General features: G+C 70.6%; 22 protein-coding genes, 1 tRNA gene and 1 pseudogene. 17 read left to right on the forward strand and 7 right to left on the reverse strand.

Going from position 1 to position 17,184, the window contains the following annotated elements; all coding sequences use genetic code 11:
* The first annotated feature begins 39 nt into the window (after positions 1–39).
* The 3 genes and pseudogenes from AC6RUA_RS00760 to AC6RUA_RS00770 all read left to right on the forward strand — a co-directional run bounded on the left by AC6RUA_RS00760 (position 40) and on the right by AC6RUA_RS00770 (position 1,713).
* The gene (locus AC6RUA_RS00760; RefSeq protein WP_499814054.1) at positions 40–678 is read left to right on the forward strand and encodes a hypothetical protein; all 639 of its coding nucleotides are present in this window, start codon (positions 40–42) and stop codon (positions 676–678) included.
* A pseudogene (locus AC6RUA_RS00765) lies at positions 675–1,360 on the forward strand (DUF2238 domain-containing protein). The gene AC6RUA_RS00760 and the pseudogene AC6RUA_RS00765 overlap by 4 nt, the downstream one beginning before the upstream one ends.
* A 152-nt stretch (positions 1,361–1,512) precedes the next feature.
* Complete coding sequence (locus tag AC6RUA_RS00770) at positions 1,513–1,713, forward strand: dodecin (protein WP_499814055.1); 201 nt, start codon at positions 1,513–1,515, stop codon at positions 1,711–1,713.
* 19 nt (positions 1,714–1,732) lie between these two features.
* Here the strand turns inward: AC6RUA_RS00770 and AC6RUA_RS00775 are convergent, their stop codons facing one another.
* On the reverse strand, positions 1,733–2,731 hold the full coding sequence (locus AC6RUA_RS00775) for a mechanosensitive ion channel family protein (RefSeq protein WP_499814056.1): 999 nt from the start codon (positions 2,729–2,731) through the stop codon (positions 1,733–1,735).
* Positions 2,732–2,868: 137 nt separating this feature from the next.
* On the opposite strand from AC6RUA_RS00775, the gene AC6RUA_RS00780 reads away from it, so the two are divergent.
* The 3 genes from AC6RUA_RS00780 (at position 2,869) to AC6RUA_RS00790 (ending at position 5,091) form a co-directional block, all read left to right on the forward strand.
* Positions 2,869–3,621, forward strand: coding sequence for a proteasome assembly chaperone family protein (locus AC6RUA_RS00780; RefSeq protein ID WP_499814057.1), 753 nt, complete (start codon positions 2,869–2,871; stop codon positions 3,619–3,621).
* A gap of 168 nt (positions 3,622–3,789) precedes the next feature.
* Complete coding sequence (gene trmB, locus AC6RUA_RS00785; RefSeq protein ID WP_499814058.1) at positions 3,790–4,827, forward strand: HTH-type sugar sensing transcriptional regulator TrmB; 1,038 nt, start codon at positions 3,790–3,792, stop codon at positions 4,825–4,827.
* A 96-nt stretch (positions 4,828–4,923) separates the two neighbouring features.
* Positions 4,924–5,091: a hypothetical protein gene (locus AC6RUA_RS00790; RefSeq protein ID WP_499814059.1), complete on the forward strand. Its 168-nt coding sequence runs from the start codon at positions 4,924–4,926 to the stop codon at positions 5,089–5,091.
* 43 nt (positions 5,092–5,134) lie between these two features.
* Here AC6RUA_RS00790 and AC6RUA_RS00795 read toward each other — a convergent pair whose 3' ends face one another.
* A complete protein-coding gene (locus tag AC6RUA_RS00795; RefSeq protein WP_499814060.1) occupies positions 5,135–6,196 on the reverse strand; it encodes a M20/M25/M40 family metallo-hydrolase in 1,062 nt (353 codons plus the stop codon).
* Between the two features lie 133 nt (positions 6,197–6,329).
* On the opposite strand from AC6RUA_RS00795, the gene AC6RUA_RS00800 reads away from it, so the two are divergent.
* Complete coding sequence (locus AC6RUA_RS00800; RefSeq protein WP_499814061.1) at positions 6,330–6,599, forward strand: hypothetical protein; 270 nt, start codon at positions 6,330–6,332, stop codon at positions 6,597–6,599.
* Positions 6,600–6,626: 27 nt separating this feature from the next.
* Here the strand turns inward: AC6RUA_RS00800 and AC6RUA_RS00805 are convergent, their stop codons facing one another.
* Both AC6RUA_RS00805 and AC6RUA_RS00810 read right to left on the reverse strand, forming a co-directional pair.
* Positions 6,627–7,436, reverse strand: coding sequence for a M14 family metallopeptidase (locus tag AC6RUA_RS00805; protein WP_499814062.1), 810 nt, complete (start codon positions 7,434–7,436; stop codon positions 6,627–6,629).
* 51 nt (positions 7,437–7,487) lie between these two features.
* On the reverse strand, positions 7,488–8,531 hold the full coding sequence (locus AC6RUA_RS00810; RefSeq protein ID WP_499814063.1) for a M42 family metallopeptidase: 1,044 nt from the start codon (positions 8,529–8,531) through the stop codon (positions 7,488–7,490).
* A 179-nt stretch (positions 8,532–8,710) separates the two neighbouring features.
* Here AC6RUA_RS00810 and AC6RUA_RS00815 point away from each other — a divergent pair, with 179 nt between their 5' ends.
* Entirely contained in the window at positions 8,711–9,193 is a 483-nt protein-coding gene (locus AC6RUA_RS00815; RefSeq protein WP_499814064.1) for an SRPBCC family protein, read from the forward strand.
* Between the two features lie 64 nt (positions 9,194–9,257).
* On the opposite strand, the gene AC6RUA_RS00820 is transcribed toward AC6RUA_RS00815, so the two are convergent.
* Positions 9,258–9,743 carry a DUF309 domain-containing protein gene (locus AC6RUA_RS00820; RefSeq protein ID WP_499814065.1) on the reverse strand — a complete coding sequence of 162 codons (486 nt, stop codon included), beginning with the start codon at positions 9,741–9,743 and terminating at the stop codon, positions 9,258–9,260.
* Positions 9,744–9,885: 142 nt separating this feature from the next.
* Here AC6RUA_RS00820 and AC6RUA_RS00825 point away from each other — a divergent pair, with 142 nt between their 5' ends.
* From AC6RUA_RS00825 to AC6RUA_RS00845, 5 genes are all read left to right on the forward strand, one after another.
* Positions 9,886–10,182: a hypothetical protein gene (locus AC6RUA_RS00825; protein WP_499814066.1), complete on the forward strand. Its 297-nt coding sequence runs from the start codon at positions 9,886–9,888 to the stop codon at positions 10,180–10,182.
* A 97-nt stretch (positions 10,183–10,279) separates the two neighbouring features.
* Complete coding sequence (locus AC6RUA_RS00830; RefSeq protein WP_499814067.1) at positions 10,280–10,951, forward strand: helix-turn-helix domain-containing protein; 672 nt, start codon at positions 10,280–10,282, stop codon at positions 10,949–10,951.
* A 73-nt stretch (positions 10,952–11,024) separates the two neighbouring features.
* Entirely contained in the window at positions 11,025–11,381 is a 357-nt protein-coding gene (locus AC6RUA_RS00835) for a DUF7344 domain-containing protein (protein WP_499814068.1), read from the forward strand.
* A 10-nt stretch (positions 11,382–11,391) separates the two neighbouring features.
* Positions 11,392–11,685, forward strand: coding sequence for a DdfA family disk-determining factor (gene ddfA / locus AC6RUA_RS00840; RefSeq protein ID WP_499814069.1), 294 nt, complete (start codon positions 11,392–11,394; stop codon positions 11,683–11,685).
* Positions 11,686–11,919: 234 nt separating this feature from the next.
* Positions 11,920–12,003: transfer RNA gene (locus tag AC6RUA_RS00845), tRNA-Leu, on the forward strand.
* Positions 12,004–12,137: 134 nt separating this feature from the next.
* On the opposite strand, the gene AC6RUA_RS00850 is transcribed toward AC6RUA_RS00845, so the two are convergent.
* Positions 12,138–12,389 (reverse strand): hypothetical protein, encoded by a 252-nt coding sequence (locus AC6RUA_RS00850; protein WP_499814070.1) that lies wholly within the window; start codon positions 12,387–12,389, stop codon positions 12,138–12,140.
* A 62-nt stretch (positions 12,390–12,451) separates the two neighbouring features.
* Positions 12,452–12,721, reverse strand: a complete 270-nt coding sequence (locus tag AC6RUA_RS00855; protein ID WP_499814071.1) for a DUF8101 family protein — start codon at positions 12,719–12,721, stop codon at positions 12,452–12,454.
* A 269-nt stretch (positions 12,722–12,990) separates the two neighbouring features.
* On the opposite strand from AC6RUA_RS00855, the gene AC6RUA_RS00860 reads away from it, so the two are divergent.
* From AC6RUA_RS00860 to AC6RUA_RS00875, 4 genes are all read left to right on the forward strand, one after another.
* Positions 12,991–13,440, forward strand: coding sequence for an Lrp/AsnC family transcriptional regulator (locus AC6RUA_RS00860; RefSeq protein WP_499814072.1), 450 nt, complete (start codon positions 12,991–12,993; stop codon positions 13,438–13,440).
* Between the two features lie 94 nt (positions 13,441–13,534).
* On the forward strand, positions 13,535–14,695 hold the full coding sequence (locus AC6RUA_RS00865; RefSeq protein ID WP_499814073.1) for an HD domain-containing protein: 1,161 nt from the start codon (positions 13,535–13,537) through the stop codon (positions 14,693–14,695).
* Between the two features lie 159 nt (positions 14,696–14,854).
* Positions 14,855–16,087: an HD domain-containing protein gene (locus AC6RUA_RS00870; RefSeq protein ID WP_499814074.1), complete on the forward strand. Its 1,233-nt coding sequence runs from the start codon at positions 14,855–14,857 to the stop codon at positions 16,085–16,087.
* 91 nt (positions 16,088–16,178) lie between these two features.
* Entirely contained in the window at positions 16,179–17,180 is a 1,002-nt protein-coding gene (locus tag AC6RUA_RS00875) for an amidohydrolase family protein (protein ID WP_499815466.1), read from the forward strand.
* Positions 17,181–17,184: the final 4 nt, after the last annotated feature.

Below are 17,184 nucleotides of genomic sequence, written 5' to 3' on the forward strand. Positions count from 1 at the left end.
AGGGGATTGCTTTTTACCCCCCACGCGCTACCCACCGCCATGTCGACCAGCGGACTGCGCGGCGTCGTCGAGGGGCGGCGCCCGAACGCGGCGCTCGGGTGGGTCGTCGTGGTCTTCCTCGTCGCGGCGGGTGCGACCGAGGTGGTCGGCGGCGAACTCGTCTGGGGGGTGCTCGTGCTCGTCGCCGCGGCCATCGCGCTGATTCCGCCGGTCGCGTTCCGGGACCCGACCGCGATGCTGCCGTGGGAGGTGCTCGCGCTCGCCGCGCTCCCGGCGGTCGTGCGGACGCTCATCGTGGGCGAGACGGTCGGCGGCATCCCGTTCACGGGCCGCGTGACGACGTACCTCGCGGTGGCGACCGTCGCGCTCATCGTCGCCGTGGAGATAGACGTGTTCACGCCCGTGCGGATGAACTACTCGTTCGCCGTCTTCTTCGTCACCCTCGCCACGATGGCGGCCGCCGGGGTGTGGGCGGTCCTCCGGTTCGCCTCCGACACGTTCCTCGGGACGACGTTCCTGCTCGACAGTCGCCCCGAGCGGGTGGTCGAGTTGGCGCTGATGTGGGACTTCGTCGCGGCGACGTTCGCGGGCGTCGCCGCGGGGTTCCTCTTCGAGTACTACTTCCGTCGCCGGGCCGACCCCGCCGCGCGCCTCCCGGAGGAGGTCGGTCCGACGTGAGAGTCCGCGACCGACTCCACATCTCCGACGCGCGCCAGCGACAGGCGGTCCGCGTCATGCAGGTCCTGCTCGTGATGTTCGTCGGTGTCGGCCTCGAACGCGGGAACACCGGGGTCATCGTGAACGCCGTCGTCGCGCTCGGGGTGACGTTCGTGCCGGCGCTGCTCGAACGGGAGTACGACCTGTCGATGGACGCCGGATTGACGCTGTGGATAAGCTCGGCGGTCTTCCTCCACGCGCTCGGGACGGTCGGGATCCCCGGTCTCGTCGAGAGCTTCTACGGGACGGACAGCCCGCTGCCGTTCTACGACCACGTGACGCACGCGCTCTCGGCGTCCGTCGTGGCCGCGACGGGGTACACCGTCGCGCGCGCCATCGAGGAGCACACGGACGCGGTGTCGCTCCCGCCGCAGTTCATGTTCGTGTTCATCCTCCTGTTCGTGCTCGCGTTCGGGGTGGCGTGGGAGGTCGTCGAGTTCGGCCTCTCGGGGGCCGCCAGCCTCGTCGGCGGGGGAGCGTGCTCACCCAGTACGGGCTGGAGGACACGATGCTCGATCTGGTGTTCAACACCGTCGGCGGCGTCGTCGTCGCGGCGTGGGGGACCGCGTACCTGACGGACGTGGCCGGCGCGCTGACCCGGCGACTCGACCGGTCCCGGCGGCGGCGCGACACGCGCGAGTGACCGCGACCCGGCGACCCAGACCCAGAGGCCAGTGGTCGAGTACTGCCGGCGACGCGACAGACGCGAGCGTGGAAGTTCCTCCGTCGGGGCGCCCGACGGTGCGGAGCCGTGCGGGTAGCTTTTTGTCCTCGCCCGTCGACGCTTGGGCCGCTATGGTGTTCAAGAAGATCACGCTCATCGGCAGCAGCGACGAGAGCTTCGACGACGCGACGGACGACGCCATCGACCGCGCGGAGGCGACGCTCGACGACGTGAAGTGGGTCGAGGTGACGGAACTCGGCGTCGAGGTGGCGTCGGTCGAGGGCCGCCAGTACCAGGCCGAGGTCGAAGTCGCGTTCGAACTGCAGGAGTAACGCCGCCGGGCGCGCCGGCTCAGCCGCCGTCGCCAGAGAGTTCGCCGGGCGCGCCGTCGGTCCGGTCCACGGACGCGCTCTCGGCCGCCGGGTCGGCGACCGCGTCGGTCTCCCGTTCGAGCGCGACCCGGGCGGTCCCGCTCGTGTCGTCGAACACGAGGTGGCTGTGCGGGTACGCGATCTCCACGGCGACGTCCTCGTCCTCGAGGTCGTCCCAGACGGCCGTCTGGACCTGCGAGCGGACCGTGAGTAGTTTGTACGGCGTCCGGGCCCAGTAGCGAAGCGTGAGCTTCACGCCGTGGTCGCCGTACTCGTCGATGTAACACGTGGGCTTTGCGGGGTAACGCGCGCTCCCGATACGGATGTCCGGACCGCCCTCGATGACGGTCTCACAGTCGGCCGCACTCCGCTCGACGAGTCGACGCGCCTGCGGGATGTCGGACTCGTACGTCACGATTATCGGGAGTCGCAGTCGAGTTCGTTCGTCCTCGGCGGAGTAGTTCTCGACCTTGCCCTCGCGGATGACCGAGTTCGGGATGACCTCGAACGTGTTGTCGAGGGTGATGACCTTCGTGTACCGGAGCGTGATGTCGTCGACGAACCCGCGCGTGCCGTCGGGGAGTTCGACCATGTCGCCGATCTCGTACGGCCGGTCCGCGAGCACGAACAGCCCGTTGATGACGGAGCCGACGATGGGCGCGAGGACGATACCGAGCACGGCGGAGAACACCGTGACCGAGAGGACGATGTTGCTGAGTTCGAACCCGACGGCGCTCGCGCCGGCGAACGAGAACAGCAGGACGATACCGAGACGCGTCGCCCGGAGCACGATCTGCGCGACGCTCTGTCTGACGAACCGGCGGGCGATGGGCCGACCGAGCAACCGGACCGCGTACTTCGAGACGACCACGCCCACGACCACGGAGAGAGCGAACGCGACCCCCTCCCACCCGGGCACCGCGGTGACGGCGTCGGGCAGTACCTCCCCGAGTGGGTTCGTGGCGTTCGTGGCCTGCATACCACCGGCGACGGAACGCCGGTGAAAAAGCGTTGTCCTCGTCGCGTTCCCCGACGCAGTCCGGCGCTCCGCTCCCGAGGCGTCGCCGAACACCTCCCACCGATATCACTAACAGCGGGTCGCGCCTACGCGTCGGTATGGCCCCCACGCAGGTCGGACGGAGCGCCGCCTTTCACGTCGACAGCCAGCCGGAACCCGGGACCGTCGTGCTCGCCGGATTCTCGCAGTACGGACTCGCCGGACTGACGGCGGTCGACTTCCTGGTCGACCACCTGAACCTGGAGCAGACGGGACACATCCGCGCCGACGGGCTCCCGTCCATCACGCCGTTCGAACAGGGACGGCCGCGCCACCCGACCCGGCTGTACTCGCGTCCCGACCTCGACGTGACGGTACTCGTCGGGGAGCTGTTCGTCCCGGTGTCGACCGCGGAGTCGTTCTCCGACGCGATTCTCGACTGGACCGAGCAGGCGGGCGTCCGGGAGGTGGGAGTGCTCTCGGGCGTCCCCGTCCCCCACGGGCCGAACGAACACCGGACGTTCTACGTCGCCACCGACGACTACCGCGAGCGTCACTTCGGCGGCGAGGACCCGCCGGTCGGCCCGATGGGGACCGGGTTCCTCGACGGGACGAACGCCGCGCTGATGGCGCGGGGGATGGACACGGAGATGGGCGTCTGCGTCTACGTCACCCCGGTCCACGCGCAGGTGCCGGACGTGGAGGCGGCCATCCGCCTGCTCGACGCCGTCGAGACCGTCTACGGACTCGACGTCGACACCGCACCGCTGGAGTCGTTCGCGGCCGAGGTGCAGGAGTACTACCAGAACCTCGCCGACAGGCTGGAAGAGGAACACGAGGAGGAACAGCCCCTCGACCGGATGTACATGTAGCCCGTCGAAGTCCCCAGTTTGTAGTCCGTCGAAGTCCACAGTTCCCGCGCGGACGACGACTCGCGACGGGCGGCGGTGCGGCGGCGGACTCGGAGTGGAGGACGTTTCGGAACCCCGTGCTACTCGCGTGTCAGTAAATCACTTGTACCCGGCGACGGTGGGGGTAGTATGGCCGACGACCTGCGCTCGACGATGGAACGCGTCGGGGAGCGGTTCAACCTCGGCGAGTACGAGATCGACGCCTACCTCGCGGTGTTGGAGAACGGCGAACTCACGGCGAGCGAGATCGCCGGGCAGACGGACATCCCTCAGCCGCGCGTGTACGACACTGTGCGGAGCCTCGCCGACCGCGGGCTGGTCGAACTCCGCGAGTCGCGCCCGATGAAGATCGTCGCCGTCGACCCCGACGAGGCGTTCGGCGACATCAGGTCGTCGCTCTCGGAGATGGTGGACGAACTGGAGGCGCGCTACACCGCCCCCGCCCGCGACACGGAGGCGGTGTCGCTGGTGAAGTCGCGCTCGACCATCCTCCGGTACCTGGAGGAGGTCATCGAGAGCGCGGAGTACGAACTCGCGGTGTCGCTCACGCCCGACCTGCTCCGGCGCTTCCGCGACCGACTGGCCGAACGCGTCGACGCGGGCGTCGCCGTCGAACTGCTCGTCACGCCGGCCTCGCGGGCACCCGCCCCGGCGGAGTTCGACTACGAGGCCGTCTCGACGGCCGCCCGCGGCCGCCGCGGCATCACGACGCCCATCATCGCCGTCGCCGACGGCGAGTACTCGGTGTACGCGACCCAGGACGCACTCCGGGACGACCGGGACCGCTACGGCGTCATCTTCAACCGCTCGGCGCTCGGCTTCCTCGTCTCGGGGTTCTTCGGGACGGTGCTATGGAGCACGGCCGAGAACATCTCGACGGACGGCGAGGAGCGGCCGTTCCCGCGGACGTACGCCTCCATCCGGCGCGCCGTCAAGGACGTTCACGACCTGGGCGGCGACTTCGAGGCGGTCGTCTCGGGCCGGGACGTGGAGACGGCCGCCGAGATTCGAGTCGAGGGTCCCGTCGTGGAGTACGAGTACGACCCCTCCGAGCAGGTGGCCTCCTTCACGGTCCACGACCCCGAGGCGGGCCGCGTGACCGTCGGCGGCCTGGTGGCGGCGCTCGAGGACTTGGAGGGGCAGGAGATACGGCTCGACCGGGCGTAGCGTACCGGACTGGCGCGCCGGCACCGGTCGACGCGACCCACTCGGCCCGCCGGTCGGCGGAAACGCACAAGACCGTCCCCGCACACTGGTCGGACGATGGCATTCGACTGGTCCGACCACGCCGACGACATCGCCCCGACGACCGTCCTCCTCGTCGGGTTCGTCCTGTTCATCATCCCCGAACCGGCGACCACGACGCTCGGCGCGGGCCTGCTGCTGTTCGGGGCGGCGTGGTGGTTCTACGAGTGGCGCGGCGGCTACTGAGCGAGCGGGCCGCCGGGCGAGACGGCCCGCCGCGCCCGCGAGCCTACACGTCGACCCGGAACGGCGCGAACTCGCCCGCGCGCTCGGCCATCGAGCGGAGCAGGTCCGCGGTCGCCACCAGGTCGTCCGTGTCGATTACCTCGACCGGGGTGTGCATGTAGCGGTTGGGGACGCCCACGTTCAGCGACGGGATGCCGCCGCGGGCGGTGAAGAACGCGTCGGCGTCGGTGCCGGTCCGACTCCCGGCGGCCTGTAGCTGGTAGTCGACCTCCGCCCCCTCGGCGGCGGTCCGAGCGAGGTCCACGACGGCCGGGTGGTTCGCGCTCCCGCGCCCGACCACCGGACCGCCGCCGAGTTCGACCGGCCCGCGCTTCGCCCGTTCCACGTCGGGGTTGTCCGTGGCGTGCGTGACGTCCACCGCGACGACGACGTCGGGGTCGAGGTCGAACCCGACCATCCGCGCGCCGTTCAGCCCCACCTCCTCCTGGACGGTCGAGACGGCGTACACGGTGGCGTCGACCTCCGTCTCGGCCGCGCGGCGCAGACCCTCGGCGGCCGCCCACGTGCCGACGCGGTTGTCCATCCCCCGGGCACTCATCCGCGTCCCGTGGAGGTCGAACGTGTCAGTCGAGAACGTCGCCGGGTCGCCGACCTCGACCAGTTCGCGGGCCTCCGCCGCGCTCTCCGCGCCGACGTCGACGAACTGCTCGGTCACCTCCTCGTACTCGTCGTCAGCGGGGTCGCGGAGGTGGATGGCGGTCTGGCCGACGACCCCCTGAACCGGCTCGTCGGCGTGAATCGTCAGGTGCTGGCCCTTCGAGACGGTGCGGTCGGACCCGCCGACGCGGCCGAGACGGAGGAAGCCGTCCTCCGTCACGTCCCTGACGACGAACCCGATTTCGTCCGCGTGGCCGGCGAAGGCGATACGCGGTCCCTCACCACCCCCCTCGTGGACCGCGACGGCGTTCCCGTACGCGTCGACCGTTACGTCGTCGGCGAACCCGCGGACGTACTCGGTCCAGACCCGTTGCCCCTCGGTCTCGAACCCGGAGGGCGAGGGCGTCTCGAGCAGCGATTCGAGGAAGGCGCGGCGGTCGGCGTCCATGCCTGGCGTTTCCACGGAGGCGGCAAGAAGCCGGCGAAAGCGAGGGGGCGAGCCGCGTTTCGTCCGTCGGCTCCGGACCACCGCCGGACCGCCGCCCGAACGAATAAGCCACCTCGCGCCGTAGCCGGACGACGTGACAGACATCACGTTCTTCGAGTTGAACTTCAACGACGGGTTCGACTTCCGCCCCAGTTCGACCATCGGGGGGTTCGCCCCCGCGGACGAGGAGGACCTCGAGACGGACGTCGACGAGACGGACGACGAGTCGGACGGTTCGGGCGTCCTGGCGGCGCTCGGGGCGCTCCTCCTCGTCGCCGTCGTCCTCCTCGTCGTCAAGCGACTGATGAGTAACGACCTGAGCGAACTGGAGGACCTCGACGACTTGGACGACGTCGGCGAGTAGGAAACGGAGTCCCGGACCGCCGCCCGGTCACGCGAGCGTGCCGCACCGTTCGGCGGCGTAGCCGAACAGGTCCGCGTACCCGTGCGCAGACATGAGCACCGGGTAGAACGGCTCGTCCGCGGTGAACGTCTCGCCGTCGGCCGTCGCGAACCGCTCGCCGGGGGCGACCCGCTCGAAGTTGTGCGCGAACACCTCGTACGACTCGGCGGGCGGCTTCGCGACGGGGTCGAGCAGCCGGAACACCGACACCTCGCTCGTCTCTCCGCCGTTCAGTCTGTCCGCCTCCTCGGCCGTCGGGACGGGGAGCGCCCCCGTGGCGGTGAGGAACGCGCGCGACAGCCAGTAGGCGTTCTCCGCGGCCCGGTCGCTCCCCTGTAACCCGCACTCCACCTCCAGCGTGTGCGGGTGTTCGATGAGCCGCCCCTCGGTGAACAGGTCCGTCTCGATGAGGTGTTCGACCGGGAGCGACGGCACGACCGCGCGGGCGATCTCGTCGACCGTGTCACAGAGCGCGAACGGCTCCGCGTACGACTGCGTCGAGTGGAGCGCGAGCGTCGTACACCCCTCCAGTTCCCGCGCGAGGTGAGCCGCGAGTTGCCCCTCCCGCGTGTCCGCGTCCGCGTCGCCGGGGAACGCCCGGTTGAGGTCCTCGTCGAGGTAGCGCGTCTCGCGCGCCAGCGCCTCCTCGTTGGCGACGACGAGCTTCACCGGCCGCTCCACGTCCGGGTCGGTCGCCACGAGTCGCTCGACCGCCGCGGGACCGCACGGCTCGTCGCCGTGAATCCCCCCGACGATGGCGACCTCGGGGACGCCCTCGCCCAGCTGGTGAATCCGCATACACCGACTCCGCCCGTCCCGTATTTGTGCGGACCGATTCGGCGTCCGCGCTCAGACCAGTCCCGACGGACCCGCCTCGACCGCCGCGGTCAGGAGGTCGACGGTCGCCGCGAGGTCCCGGACGTGTGCGGTCTCGACGGGCGAGTGGTGGTAGCGGACCGGCACCGACAGCGCGCCCACCGGCGTCGCGCCGGCCGCCGTCTGGAGCGCACCCGTGTCGGTGCCGATGTTCGACGCGACCTCCACCTGGTACGGGACTCCCCGCTCGTCCGCCAGTTCGCGGAGGCGACGCGCGACCGCCGGCGTCGGGAGGACCGTCGCGTCCTTCAGTTTGACGCCGACGCCCGCGCCGAGTTCCGTCACGCGGTCGGCGTCGTCGACGCCGGGTACCGCGCGCTCGAGCGTCCCGTCGACCGCGAGCGCGAGGTCCGGGTCGAGGTCCGCGCCGACCGCCGCCGCGCCGCGCAACCCGACCTCCTCCTGGACGGTGGCGGCGAAGTGGACCGTCGCCGCCGGGTCCGCACGCTCGGCCGCTCGGAGCATCGCCCACACTCCGGCCCGGTCGTCGAGCGTCTTGCCGGTCACGCAGTGGCCCAGCCGCTCGGTCGGCGCGCGCATCGTCACCACGTCGCCGACGGCCACCCGCTCGCGCGCCTCCGCGGCCGTCAGCCCGAGGTCGACCGCTGTGTCCGCGACCGAGAGGGGTTCGTCCGCGTCGCGGACGTGCGCCGGCACCGCGCCGAGGACGCCGTCGACCGGGTCCGCGCCCCCGTCCGCGTGGACGCGGACCCGCTGTGCGCGCAACACCTCCGGGTTCCACCCGCCCAGCGCGTCGACGCAGACGAACCCCTCGTCGTCGACGCGCGTTGCCATGAACCCGATTTCGTCGACGTGTGCCGCCACGAGCAGGTCGGCGTCGACGTCGGGGTCGCCCTCGACGGTGCCGACGACGGTCCCCATCGCGTCGGTCCGCACGCGGTCGGTCGAGCGTGCGAGTTCGCCGGCCACCAGTTCGCGGGGTTCGTCCTCGTAGCCGACCGGGCCGTGCGACTCCGCGAGGTCGCGGAGGAGACCGAACCCGTCGAGTTCGTCCATGGCGACCGGTTCGGCCGTCGGAGGAAAACGCGCGGGAAGCGGAACGGGGGTCCGGACGCGTGTGGCGCATCCGCACGGCGACGGTGGACGACTCCACAACCCGACCCTGTCCCCGCGTCGGTCCTCGCCGCCGTGCCAGCGTTGATAGTGTCGCCGACGAACGTTCCACGAGCAGCACCATGACACGTGTCGAAGCGACCGCTACCATCGAGGCACCGCCGGACCGGGTGTGGGAGTACGTCGCCGATCTCGAACGAGTTCCCGAGTGGGCACAAGCGCGGCTCTTTGGCTTCCTGCGGGTCGGCACGCTCGAGATGCTCTCGGTCGACGGGACCACCGTCGGCGAGGGGACCACCTACCGCGAGCGCGGCGGGGTCGGGCCGGTCACGTTCGAGAGCGAGTGGCTGATAACCGACTGGGAGCCGCCGCGCCGGCAGGTCCACCGGAGCGAGTTCGCCGGAGCGGAGATGCTCCTCCGCATCCACCTCGATCCGACCGCCGGCGGGACGGAGTACCGGCAAGCGGTCGAACTCGGCCCGCTGACAGAGGTTCGTCCGCTCGGCCGGTGGATCGAGAGACGGGTGGCTCGTTGGCTGATAGCCCCGAGCCTCCGCCGTACCGTGGAGAACCTGAAGACCACCGTCGAGGCGGGGCCCCACTGAGCGGCGGGCGCCGACGACGCTCACGGCCGCGCCCCTGTGAGACCCCGCTCGACGTGGCACCCGATCAGTGGTCCAGCGACTCGGCGTACTCGTAGTCGGCGTCGTACGCCCCCGGCGTCTGGTCGTCGATGGCGATGCGCCGGCCGTCGAGCGCGTCGGGGTCCTCGAGCGCCGCCCGGAGCGTCGCGCGCACGTCGGCCACGTCGACGCCGTAGAAGTCGTCCGGGACGCCGTGGAGGTACTGGAGCGCCGTCTCGAACAGCGAGCGCATCCCGTCGTCGTCCTCGAAGTCGACGTGCTTGTACGCGCCCGCGGCCACCTGCACCATCCCGTGGAGGAACGCCGACTCGGTGGTCCCGCTCCCGTAGTTGTACCACTCCACCTCGAAGCAGTCGTGGCTCTCGTGGTACTCGCCCGCGTTGAACAGCCGCACCCCGTGTTCGGTCGCCCGCCGGAGGGTGGCGTGCTCCCAGACGCGCCGCTCGGTCAGCCACCCCGTCGGGTCCCCCAGCGGCGGTGCGACGCTCGGGTCGCGGGTGTGGTCGTCCATGCGCGTCCGTGGTCGGGCCGCGGTCGTAACTCCATCGGCGGCCGGTCCTCCTCGGGCGGCGGACGAGCCGGGTTCCGGTGCCGGGGCGGACCGGACGACCGGGCGAGTGAGATTTATGCACGTTCGGCCGTAAATCCGGCGTGTGCGACGCATCTCCGCCCTCTCGGCGTACCTCCGCCGAACGCTCCGGAGGCTCGTCACGCTCCCGGTCCGAGTCGTCGCCGGCCTGTGGAGCCTCCTGACCGACGACGCGGCGCGGCCGGCGGCGCTCTACCTGCTCGCGCTGGCGCTCGCGGCGCTGAGTTTCGTCTCGTACCTGCTCGGCGGCGGCGGCTCTCCCACCGACGCGGAGTTCGGTCTCCAACTCGGCTCGCTCGGGGTCATCTTCTACATGTCGCTCCGGCAGGCCGGAACGGGCGGCGGCCGGCGGCGACGGTGAGTCGGACCCGGACGTGGGTTCCGCGCCGCCGCCCCACCCGGCGTCCGCAACGTGGAGCGCCAAAGGACTCATGCATCGGTCAGCGGTACGACCAGTCATGACCGTCATCGCGGAGTTCACCATCGACTCCGACGAGTTCGTCCTCGGGCGAGTCCTGGCCCGCGACCCGAACACCCACATCGAGATAGAGCGCGTCGTCCCGGCGTCGCGCCGCGTCATGCCGTACATCTGGGTCCACGGCGGGAGCTTCGAGGCGTTCGAGTCCGCGGTCCGGTCGAGCGACTACGTCAGGAGTCTCGTCGCCCTCGACACCGTCGGCGAGAGCGCGCTCTACCGGGTCGAGTGGGACGAGAGCGTCGAGAGCCTCATCCACGGCATGGCCGAGACCGACGCCACAATCCTCGAGGCACGCGGGAACGAGGCCTGGTTCTTCCGAATCCGCTTCGACGACCACTCGGGACTGACCGCCTTCCACAACTACTGTACCGACCACGGCATCCACTTCCAGTTGGACCGGGTGTACACCCTCCAGGACGAACAGGAGGGCGGGTACGTGTTCGACCTCAGCGAGGCTCAACAGCGCGCGCTCGTGATGGCCGTCGAAGGGGGCTACTTCGAAGTGCCGCGCCGAACCACGCTCGGAGAACTGAGTGAGCGACTCGACATTACCGAACAGTCCGTCTCCGAGAACGTCCGGCGAGGCGCGAACAAGGTCCTGAAGAAACTCCTGCTCGACCGGTCGGCGTCCGACCTGCGGACCCGAGATTAACAGGGACTCGATTTATCATGCCTGAAATATCAAGCGCCATCTTCTCGCTCTCCCCATGTCGACTCCCGTGTGTATGACTCGGGAAGACGGAACCGACTGGACGGCCGTGTTCGATGCGCTGGCCGACGAGCGACGGCGTGCTCTCCTCCGGTATCTGGCCGGAACGCCCGGGGGGGTTACCGTGACCGAAGTAGCCGAACACCTCCTCGAGAGGGACGGCGACGACGGGGGCGACGAGTTCGACCGCATCGTCGTCGCACTCCACCACCTCCACCTCCCGAAACTGGCCGCGGCGGGTCTGGTCGAGTGGGACCGGAAGGAGGAGCGAATCGTACTCACGCCCATCGTCGAACAGCTCCCGGTGGAGGCCATCACCTCCTCCGAGCGACTTCCGCTCGGTGTACTCACCGAGGAACAGACCAGCGACTGACGTTGCCACTATGGAAAACACTCAGTGGGACGGGGATACCGACGGCGGGGTCCCCCCACCGAATCCGGACGCAGAGCACGTAAGCAACCGCGTGGTGACGAGCGTCGCCGACGTGACCGGGCTGTCGCCGACGGAGCTACCGGTTCTCTACGACGTCCTCGACCCGGAGGCGCTCGACGCGCTCTTTCAGCGGTCGACCGAGGGCGACTGGTCCGTCTCGTTCCGCTACGCGGGCACCGTGGTCACGGTGCGCGACGACGGGAGCGTCCTGGTGGTGCCGCCGGACGAAGCCGCGGACGATTAGTTCCGACTCCGGGAGTCCGCTCGACGCCGTCGGATCCCGGTCCGTCGGGTGGGCGACGCTCGGTGAGTGGGGGCCGAGACGGGGAAGTCACGACCGGTCGAAGCGCCGGTCGGCCGCGCCGGAGACGCGTCGATTCCGCAGGAGTTTATGTAGTCGGTACCCGACGGTGAGACGGGGACGAGAGTCCCGGCACGAACACGACCGACACGACCGCCGCTGTTCGGCGGCGCGCGTGCGAGGGTAGCCAAGCCCGGAAACGGCGGCGGACTCAAGATCCGCTCCTGTAGAGGTCCAAGGGTTCAAATCCCTTCCCTCGCACTGTAAAAAGTGCGGAAGGCGCCCCAGGGGCGTTCTTCCCTCGCAAAACTCCAGAACTCGTTCCTGTTCGACACACTACAGCCGCCCAGCGGCGGAAACGAGGAGTTCGATAGTCCGAGAGTTCGATTACTCGCCTACTCGCCGCCGTCGGTCGCGACGCCGAGCACCCGGTCGGCGACGCGTTCGGCCTCGGCGGGGGAGGGGCGGGCGCCGGCGCGGACCTCGGCACCGAGCGCGGCGGCGAGGTCAGACACGGCGGCCTCGTCGGCGTCGGCCTCGACGCGCTCGAAGACGGCGCGGTAGCCCGCTGCGCAGCGACGGCCGCCGTCGGTGGTGGTCGCGTCGATGACGTATTCGAGCTGGCGAACGGCCTCGGGAGAGTGCATGTGAACGCGTACTGTCCCCTCGTTCATAAATTCACTCTGAGTCGAAATCGAGTAAATCGGACTCACTCCAGCACCGACTCCATCGCGCGGAGGTACTCCGCGGCGACGGCGTAGTCGTCGCCGGCGTTGACCGCGACGCGCTCACAGCCGTGGAGGAGTTGGTCCCTCCGTTCCCCGTCGGGGAGTCGCTCGCGCGCCACGGCTGCCACCGCGTCGAGCGACTCGAGGAGGGCGTCGGTGTCGCCGTCGCGCGCGTGGTTCCGCGCCTCCTCGACGAGACCGACCAGCGCGTCGTCCACGTCCGCCGGGACGTCGGCGTCCTCGTCGCTCACGGCGAACTCGCCCCCCGGGAATCGGACGCGTGCATGTCCCCTATTTCACCCCCGACCACCGTAAATCCCGACCATACGTCGCCGGAACGAGTCTGCGTGGGCGTGTACGGTGGAATCGGGAAAGAGGGTCCGACCGGTCCGGGGCGCGAGCGTGACCGCCGACACGACACCCCTCGCGTCGGACGAGGCCATCCACGAACCGTGGTCGCGGACAGATTGTATTGGGTTTCGAACACAACGACGAAGTGGTCCGCTCTCACAGGAGGCGTATGGAACTCGACGAGACGGACCGGGCCATTCTCCGCATCTTACAGGAGGACGCGCGCACGCCGTTCAGCGAGATCGCGCGCCAGATCGACATGTCGAGCGCGACGGTCCACGACCGCGTCTCGCGGATGGAGGAGGCGGGGGTGCTGCGTGGCTACCACGCGGACGTCGACCCCAGGGCGCTCGGATACGGCGTTTCGGCGTTCGTCGGTCTGCGGGTCCAGCAGGGACACGAGGACGAGACGCTCGAACGGCTCCGGGGCATCGACGGCGTCCGGGAGGTTCACCTGACGACCGGCGAGTGGGACGTGCTGTTGCGCGTGTACGCCGAGAGCACCGACGCGCTCCGGGAGTTGATGTTCGGCGGCATCGCCGGCATGGAGGGGTTCGACCGCTCGCAGACGATGGTCATCCTCGGGACCGACTACGAGGCGTCCGGCGTCCTCATCTGAAGGGGGCGCGTCCCGGCTCGTCGCCGCCCGTCGACAACCGTCGGTCGGACCGACACCGTTTCACGCCGACCGCACCCAGGGCGTACGTCCGCGCATGAAGGCCATCAAGGACAGCGTCCACGACTACATCACCCTCGACGGCGCCGCCACCGACCTGCTCGACACGCGCGCGCTGCAGCGGCTCCGACACGTCAAACAGCTCTCGACCGTCAGGCTCGTCTACCCCTCCGCCTCCCACACGCGGTTCGAGCACTCGCTCGGGGTGTACCACCTCGCGGACCGCGCGCTCTCGCACCTCGGCGTCGCCGGCGACCGGGCGCGTCACCTCCGCGCGGCCGCGCTACTCCACGACGTGGGCCACGGTCCGTACGGCCACCAGACCGAGGAGGTCATCCGCCGTCACACCGGTCGGCACCACGACGAGGTGGGCGACCTGCTCGCCAGCACCGACGTCGCCGCGGTGCTCGACGACCACGGACTCGACCCGGACCGGGTGGCCGCCATCGTCCGCGGGGAGGGGGAACTCGGCCAGCTCGTGTCGGGGGAACTCGACGTGGACCGGATGGACTACCTCGTGCGGGACGCCCACCACACCGGCGTCCCCTACGGCACCATCGACCACGGACGGCTGGTCCGGGAACTCGGCTACCGCGACGGGAAGTTGGTGCTCGCGGAGGGGAACCTCGAGACCGCGGAGGCGCTGCTGCTCGCGCGGGCGCTGATGGACGCGACGGTGTACCGCCACCACGTCTCGCGCATCGCGGGCGCGATGCTCGAACGCGCCTCCGAGCGCCTGCTCGCGGCGGGCACGGACGTGGAGGCGTTCCGCCGGATGGCCGACCACGACCTGCTCGTGGCGCTCCGGGAGGACGTGCCGGACCTCGGTCGGCGCATCGAGTACCGCGACCTGTACAAGCGGGCCGTCTGGGCGGGCCTCGGCGACACGCCGGCGGACGTGGTCGAGTTCGACCACGACGACGAGCGCGACGCCGAGCGGGAGATCGCCGCCTGCGCCGGCGTCGACGACGACGCGGTCATCGTCGACGTGCCCGACCGACCGGCGTTCACCGAGGCCGGCAGCCGGGTCGTCGTCGACGGCGTCCCCCAGCGGCTGGAGGACGCCTCCGAACTCGTCTCGGGGCTCCGAGCGGCACAGCGCGCGGGCTGGCGGCTGGGCGTCTACGCGCCGGCCGAGCACGTCCCCGAAGTGACCGTCGCCGCGGAGGACGTGCTGGGCGTCCACGCCACCCGGTAACGACCCCGCCGCTCCCGGCGCGACCGACCGTCGACGCGACGCGGCTCCGGAGCGCTCTCGTCGCCGACCCTTTTTACCCGATGGCGGCCAACCCCCGGGCATGACCCCGTTCGTCCGCGGCACCGCCGGCGCTCGGTTCAGGCCGGGAGGGGGGGAGCCGTGACGACCATCAAGGACTCGGTCCACGACCACATCGAGGTGACGGGCGTCGCGGCCGACCTGCTCGACACTCGGCCGGTCCAGCGACTCCGCCGCATCGCCCAACTGGGCACCGTGAAGCTGGTGTATCCCTCCGCGAACCACACGCGGTTCGAACACTCGCTCGGGGTGTACCACCTCGCGGACCGCGCGCTCTCGCACCTCGGCGTCGCCGGCGTGCAGGCCGAACGGGTCCGCGCGGCCGCCCTCCTCCACGACGTGGGGCACGCGCCGTTCAGCCACAACGTCGAGGAGTTGCTCCACCGCGAGACCGGCCTCTACCACGACGACGTGGCCGGCCTCATCGAGCGGAGCGAGGTGTCCGACGTCCTCGACGCCCACGGACTGGACCCGGAGAGAGTCGCCGGCCTCATCGGGGGCGAGGGGCAGTACGGCCAACTCGTGTCGGGGGAACTCGACGTGGACCGGATGGACTACCTCGTGCGGGACGCCCACCACACCGGCGTCCCCTACGGCACCATCGACCACGAGCGACTCGTGCGCGAACTCACGTTCGTGAACGGCGAACTCGTGCTCGCGGAGGGGAACGTCCAGACGGCCGAGTCGCTGCTGCTCGCGCGGGCGCTGATGAACCCCACCGTCTACACCCACCACGTCGCGCGCATCAGCAAGTCGATGCTCCGCCGGGCGACCGAGCGCCTGCTCGACGCGCCCGACATCGACCCGGACGACGTTCGCCGGATGGACGACCACGACCTGGTCGTGGCGCTCCGGGCGAACGAGGCGACCCGCGCGTTCGCCGAGCGGTACGACGCACGCGACCTGTACAAGCGCGCCGTCTGGGCCGAGTACGACGACGTGCCCGCGGCGGTTCGCGGGATGGCCCACGACGAGGTGCGGGAGGTGGAGGCGGAGGTGGCCGCCGACTGCGGGCTGTCGGCCGAGACGGTCATCCTCGACGTCCCGGACGAGCCGTCGATGAAGGAGTCGACGACCGAGGTGCTGGTGAACGGCGACGTCCGCCGGCTGGAGGACCAGTCGCCGCTCGTGACCGCGCTCCGGACCGCACAGCGCCAGCAGTGGCGACTCGGCGTGTACACCACCGCCGACGCCACCGGCCGGGTCGGACCGGCCGCCGCCTCGGCGCTCGGACTCGACATCGACGGCGCACTCGTCTCGGACGTGCGCCGGAGGGCGCACACCACGCTCGACGAGTTCGGGGAGGTCGAGTGACGTGTCCCGAGACGGCACCCGCGGGAGGGCGGGAGACGAGGGCGCGACGCTCACCGACGGGAGCGAGGGGACGCACGCGTTCGAGGGGACGATACTCCGCGGCCGGGAGTTCGAGCCGGTCCGGGGGCGCGTCGTCGTCGAGGACGGCGAGATTACACGCGTCGAGGAGACGGCGATCGACTCGACGGACGTCGTCCTCCCGGCGTTCGTGAACGCCCACACGCACGTCGGCGACTCCATCGCCAAGGAGGCCGGCCGCGGCCTGTCGCTCGACGAACTCGTCGCGCCGCCGGACGGGCTGAAACACCGCCTGCTCCGCGAGACCCCGCGCGGCGAGAAGGTGGCTGCCGTCCGCCGCTCGCTGCGGTTCATGGTCGAGACGGGCACCGCGGCGCACCTCGAGTTCCGCGAGGGCGGCGTCGAGGGCGTCGAGATGCTCCGGGAGGCGGGCGCGGACGTCCCGATTCGGAGCGTCGTCTTCGGACGCGGGGAGGTGGAGGCGATGGAGCACGAGTTCGCCGACGGGTTCGGCGCGAGCGGCGCGCGCGACGCGAACTTCGAGCGCGAGCGGACCGCCACCGCCGGGGCGGAGAAGCTGTTCGGCATCCACGCCGGCGAGCGCGACCCGCACGACATCGACGCCGCGATGGACCTCTCGCCGGCGTTCCTCGTCCACATGGTCCACCCCGAACCGCACCACCTCGACCGCCTCGCGGACGCGCGCACGCCGGTCGTCGTCTGCCCGCGCTCGAACCTCGTCACGGACGTCGGCCTCCCGCCGGTCCGCGACCTGCTCGACCGGACGACCGTCGCGCTCGGGACGGACAACGTGATGCTCAACTCCCCGTCGATGTTCCGCGAGATGGAGTTCCTCTCGAAACTCACCGACGCCGGTGCCGTGGAGGTGCTGCGGATGGCGACGGCGAACGGGGCCGACGTCGCCGGGCTGGACTGCGGCGTCGTCGAGGTGGGGCGGTCGGCGAACCTGCTCGTCCTCGACGGCGACTCCGACAACCTCGCGGGCGTCCGCGACCCGGTGCGCGCCGTCGTCCGGCGCGCGGGCCAGGGGGACGTACGCGAGGTCGTGTACTGAGTCG

Source organism: Halorarum sp. SLYT50, from assembly GCF_059821265.1.

What these genes read in the sequence shown, in the direction of transcription:
- AC6RUA_RS00760 (WP_499814054.1), top strand. Translation starts at nt 40, where the DNA reads ATGTCGACCAGCGGACTGCGCGGCGTCGTCGAGGGGCGGCGCCCGAAC.
- AC6RUA_RS00770 (WP_499814055.1), top strand. Translation starts at nt 1,513, where the DNA reads ATGGTGTTCAAGAAGATCACGCTCATCGGCAGCAGCGACGAGAGCTTC.
- AC6RUA_RS00775 (WP_499814056.1), bottom strand. Translation starts at nt 2,731, where the DNA reads ATGCAGGCCACGAACGCCACGAACCCACTCGGGGAGGTACTGCCCGAC.
- AC6RUA_RS00780 (WP_499814057.1), top strand. Translation starts at nt 2,869, where the DNA reads ATGGCCCCCACGCAGGTCGGACGGAGCGCCGCCTTTCACGTCGACAGC.
- trmB (WP_499814058.1), top strand. Translation starts at nt 3,790, where the DNA reads ATGGCCGACGACCTGCGCTCGACGATGGAACGCGTCGGGGAGCGGTTC.
- AC6RUA_RS00790 (WP_499814059.1), top strand. Translation starts at nt 4,924, where the DNA reads ATGGCATTCGACTGGTCCGACCACGCCGACGACATCGCCCCGACGACC.
- AC6RUA_RS00795 (WP_499814060.1), bottom strand. Translation starts at nt 6,196, where the DNA reads ATGGACGCCGACCGCCGCGCCTTCCTCGAATCGCTGCTCGAGACGCCC.
- AC6RUA_RS00805 (WP_499814062.1), bottom strand. Translation starts at nt 7,436, where the DNA reads ATGCGGATTCACCAGCTGGGCGAGGGCGTCCCCGAGGTCGCCATCGTC.
- AC6RUA_RS00810 (WP_499814063.1), bottom strand. Translation starts at nt 8,531, where the DNA reads ATGGACGAACTCGACGGGTTCGGTCTCCTCCGCGACCTCGCGGAGTCG.
- AC6RUA_RS00815 (WP_499814064.1), top strand. Translation starts at nt 8,711, where the DNA reads ATGACACGTGTCGAAGCGACCGCTACCATCGAGGCACCGCCGGACCGG.
- AC6RUA_RS00820 (WP_499814065.1), bottom strand. Translation starts at nt 9,743, where the DNA reads ATGGACGACCACACCCGCGACCCGAGCGTCGCACCGCCGCTGGGGGAC.
- AC6RUA_RS00830 (WP_499814067.1), top strand. Translation starts at nt 10,280, where the DNA reads ATGACCGTCATCGCGGAGTTCACCATCGACTCCGACGAGTTCGTCCTC.
- AC6RUA_RS00835 (WP_499814068.1), top strand. Translation starts at nt 11,025, where the DNA reads ATGACTCGGGAAGACGGAACCGACTGGACGGCCGTGTTCGATGCGCTG.
- ddfA (WP_499814069.1), top strand. Translation starts at nt 11,392, where the DNA reads ATGGAAAACACTCAGTGGGACGGGGATACCGACGGCGGGGTCCCCCCA.
- AC6RUA_RS00850 (WP_499814070.1), bottom strand. Translation starts at nt 12,389, where the DNA reads ATGCACTCTCCCGAGGCCGTTCGCCAGCTCGAATACGTCATCGACGCG.
- AC6RUA_RS00860 (WP_499814072.1), top strand. Translation starts at nt 12,991, where the DNA reads ATGGAACTCGACGAGACGGACCGGGCCATTCTCCGCATCTTACAGGAG.
- AC6RUA_RS00865 (WP_499814073.1), top strand. Translation starts at nt 13,535, where the DNA reads ATGAAGGCCATCAAGGACAGCGTCCACGACTACATCACCCTCGACGGC.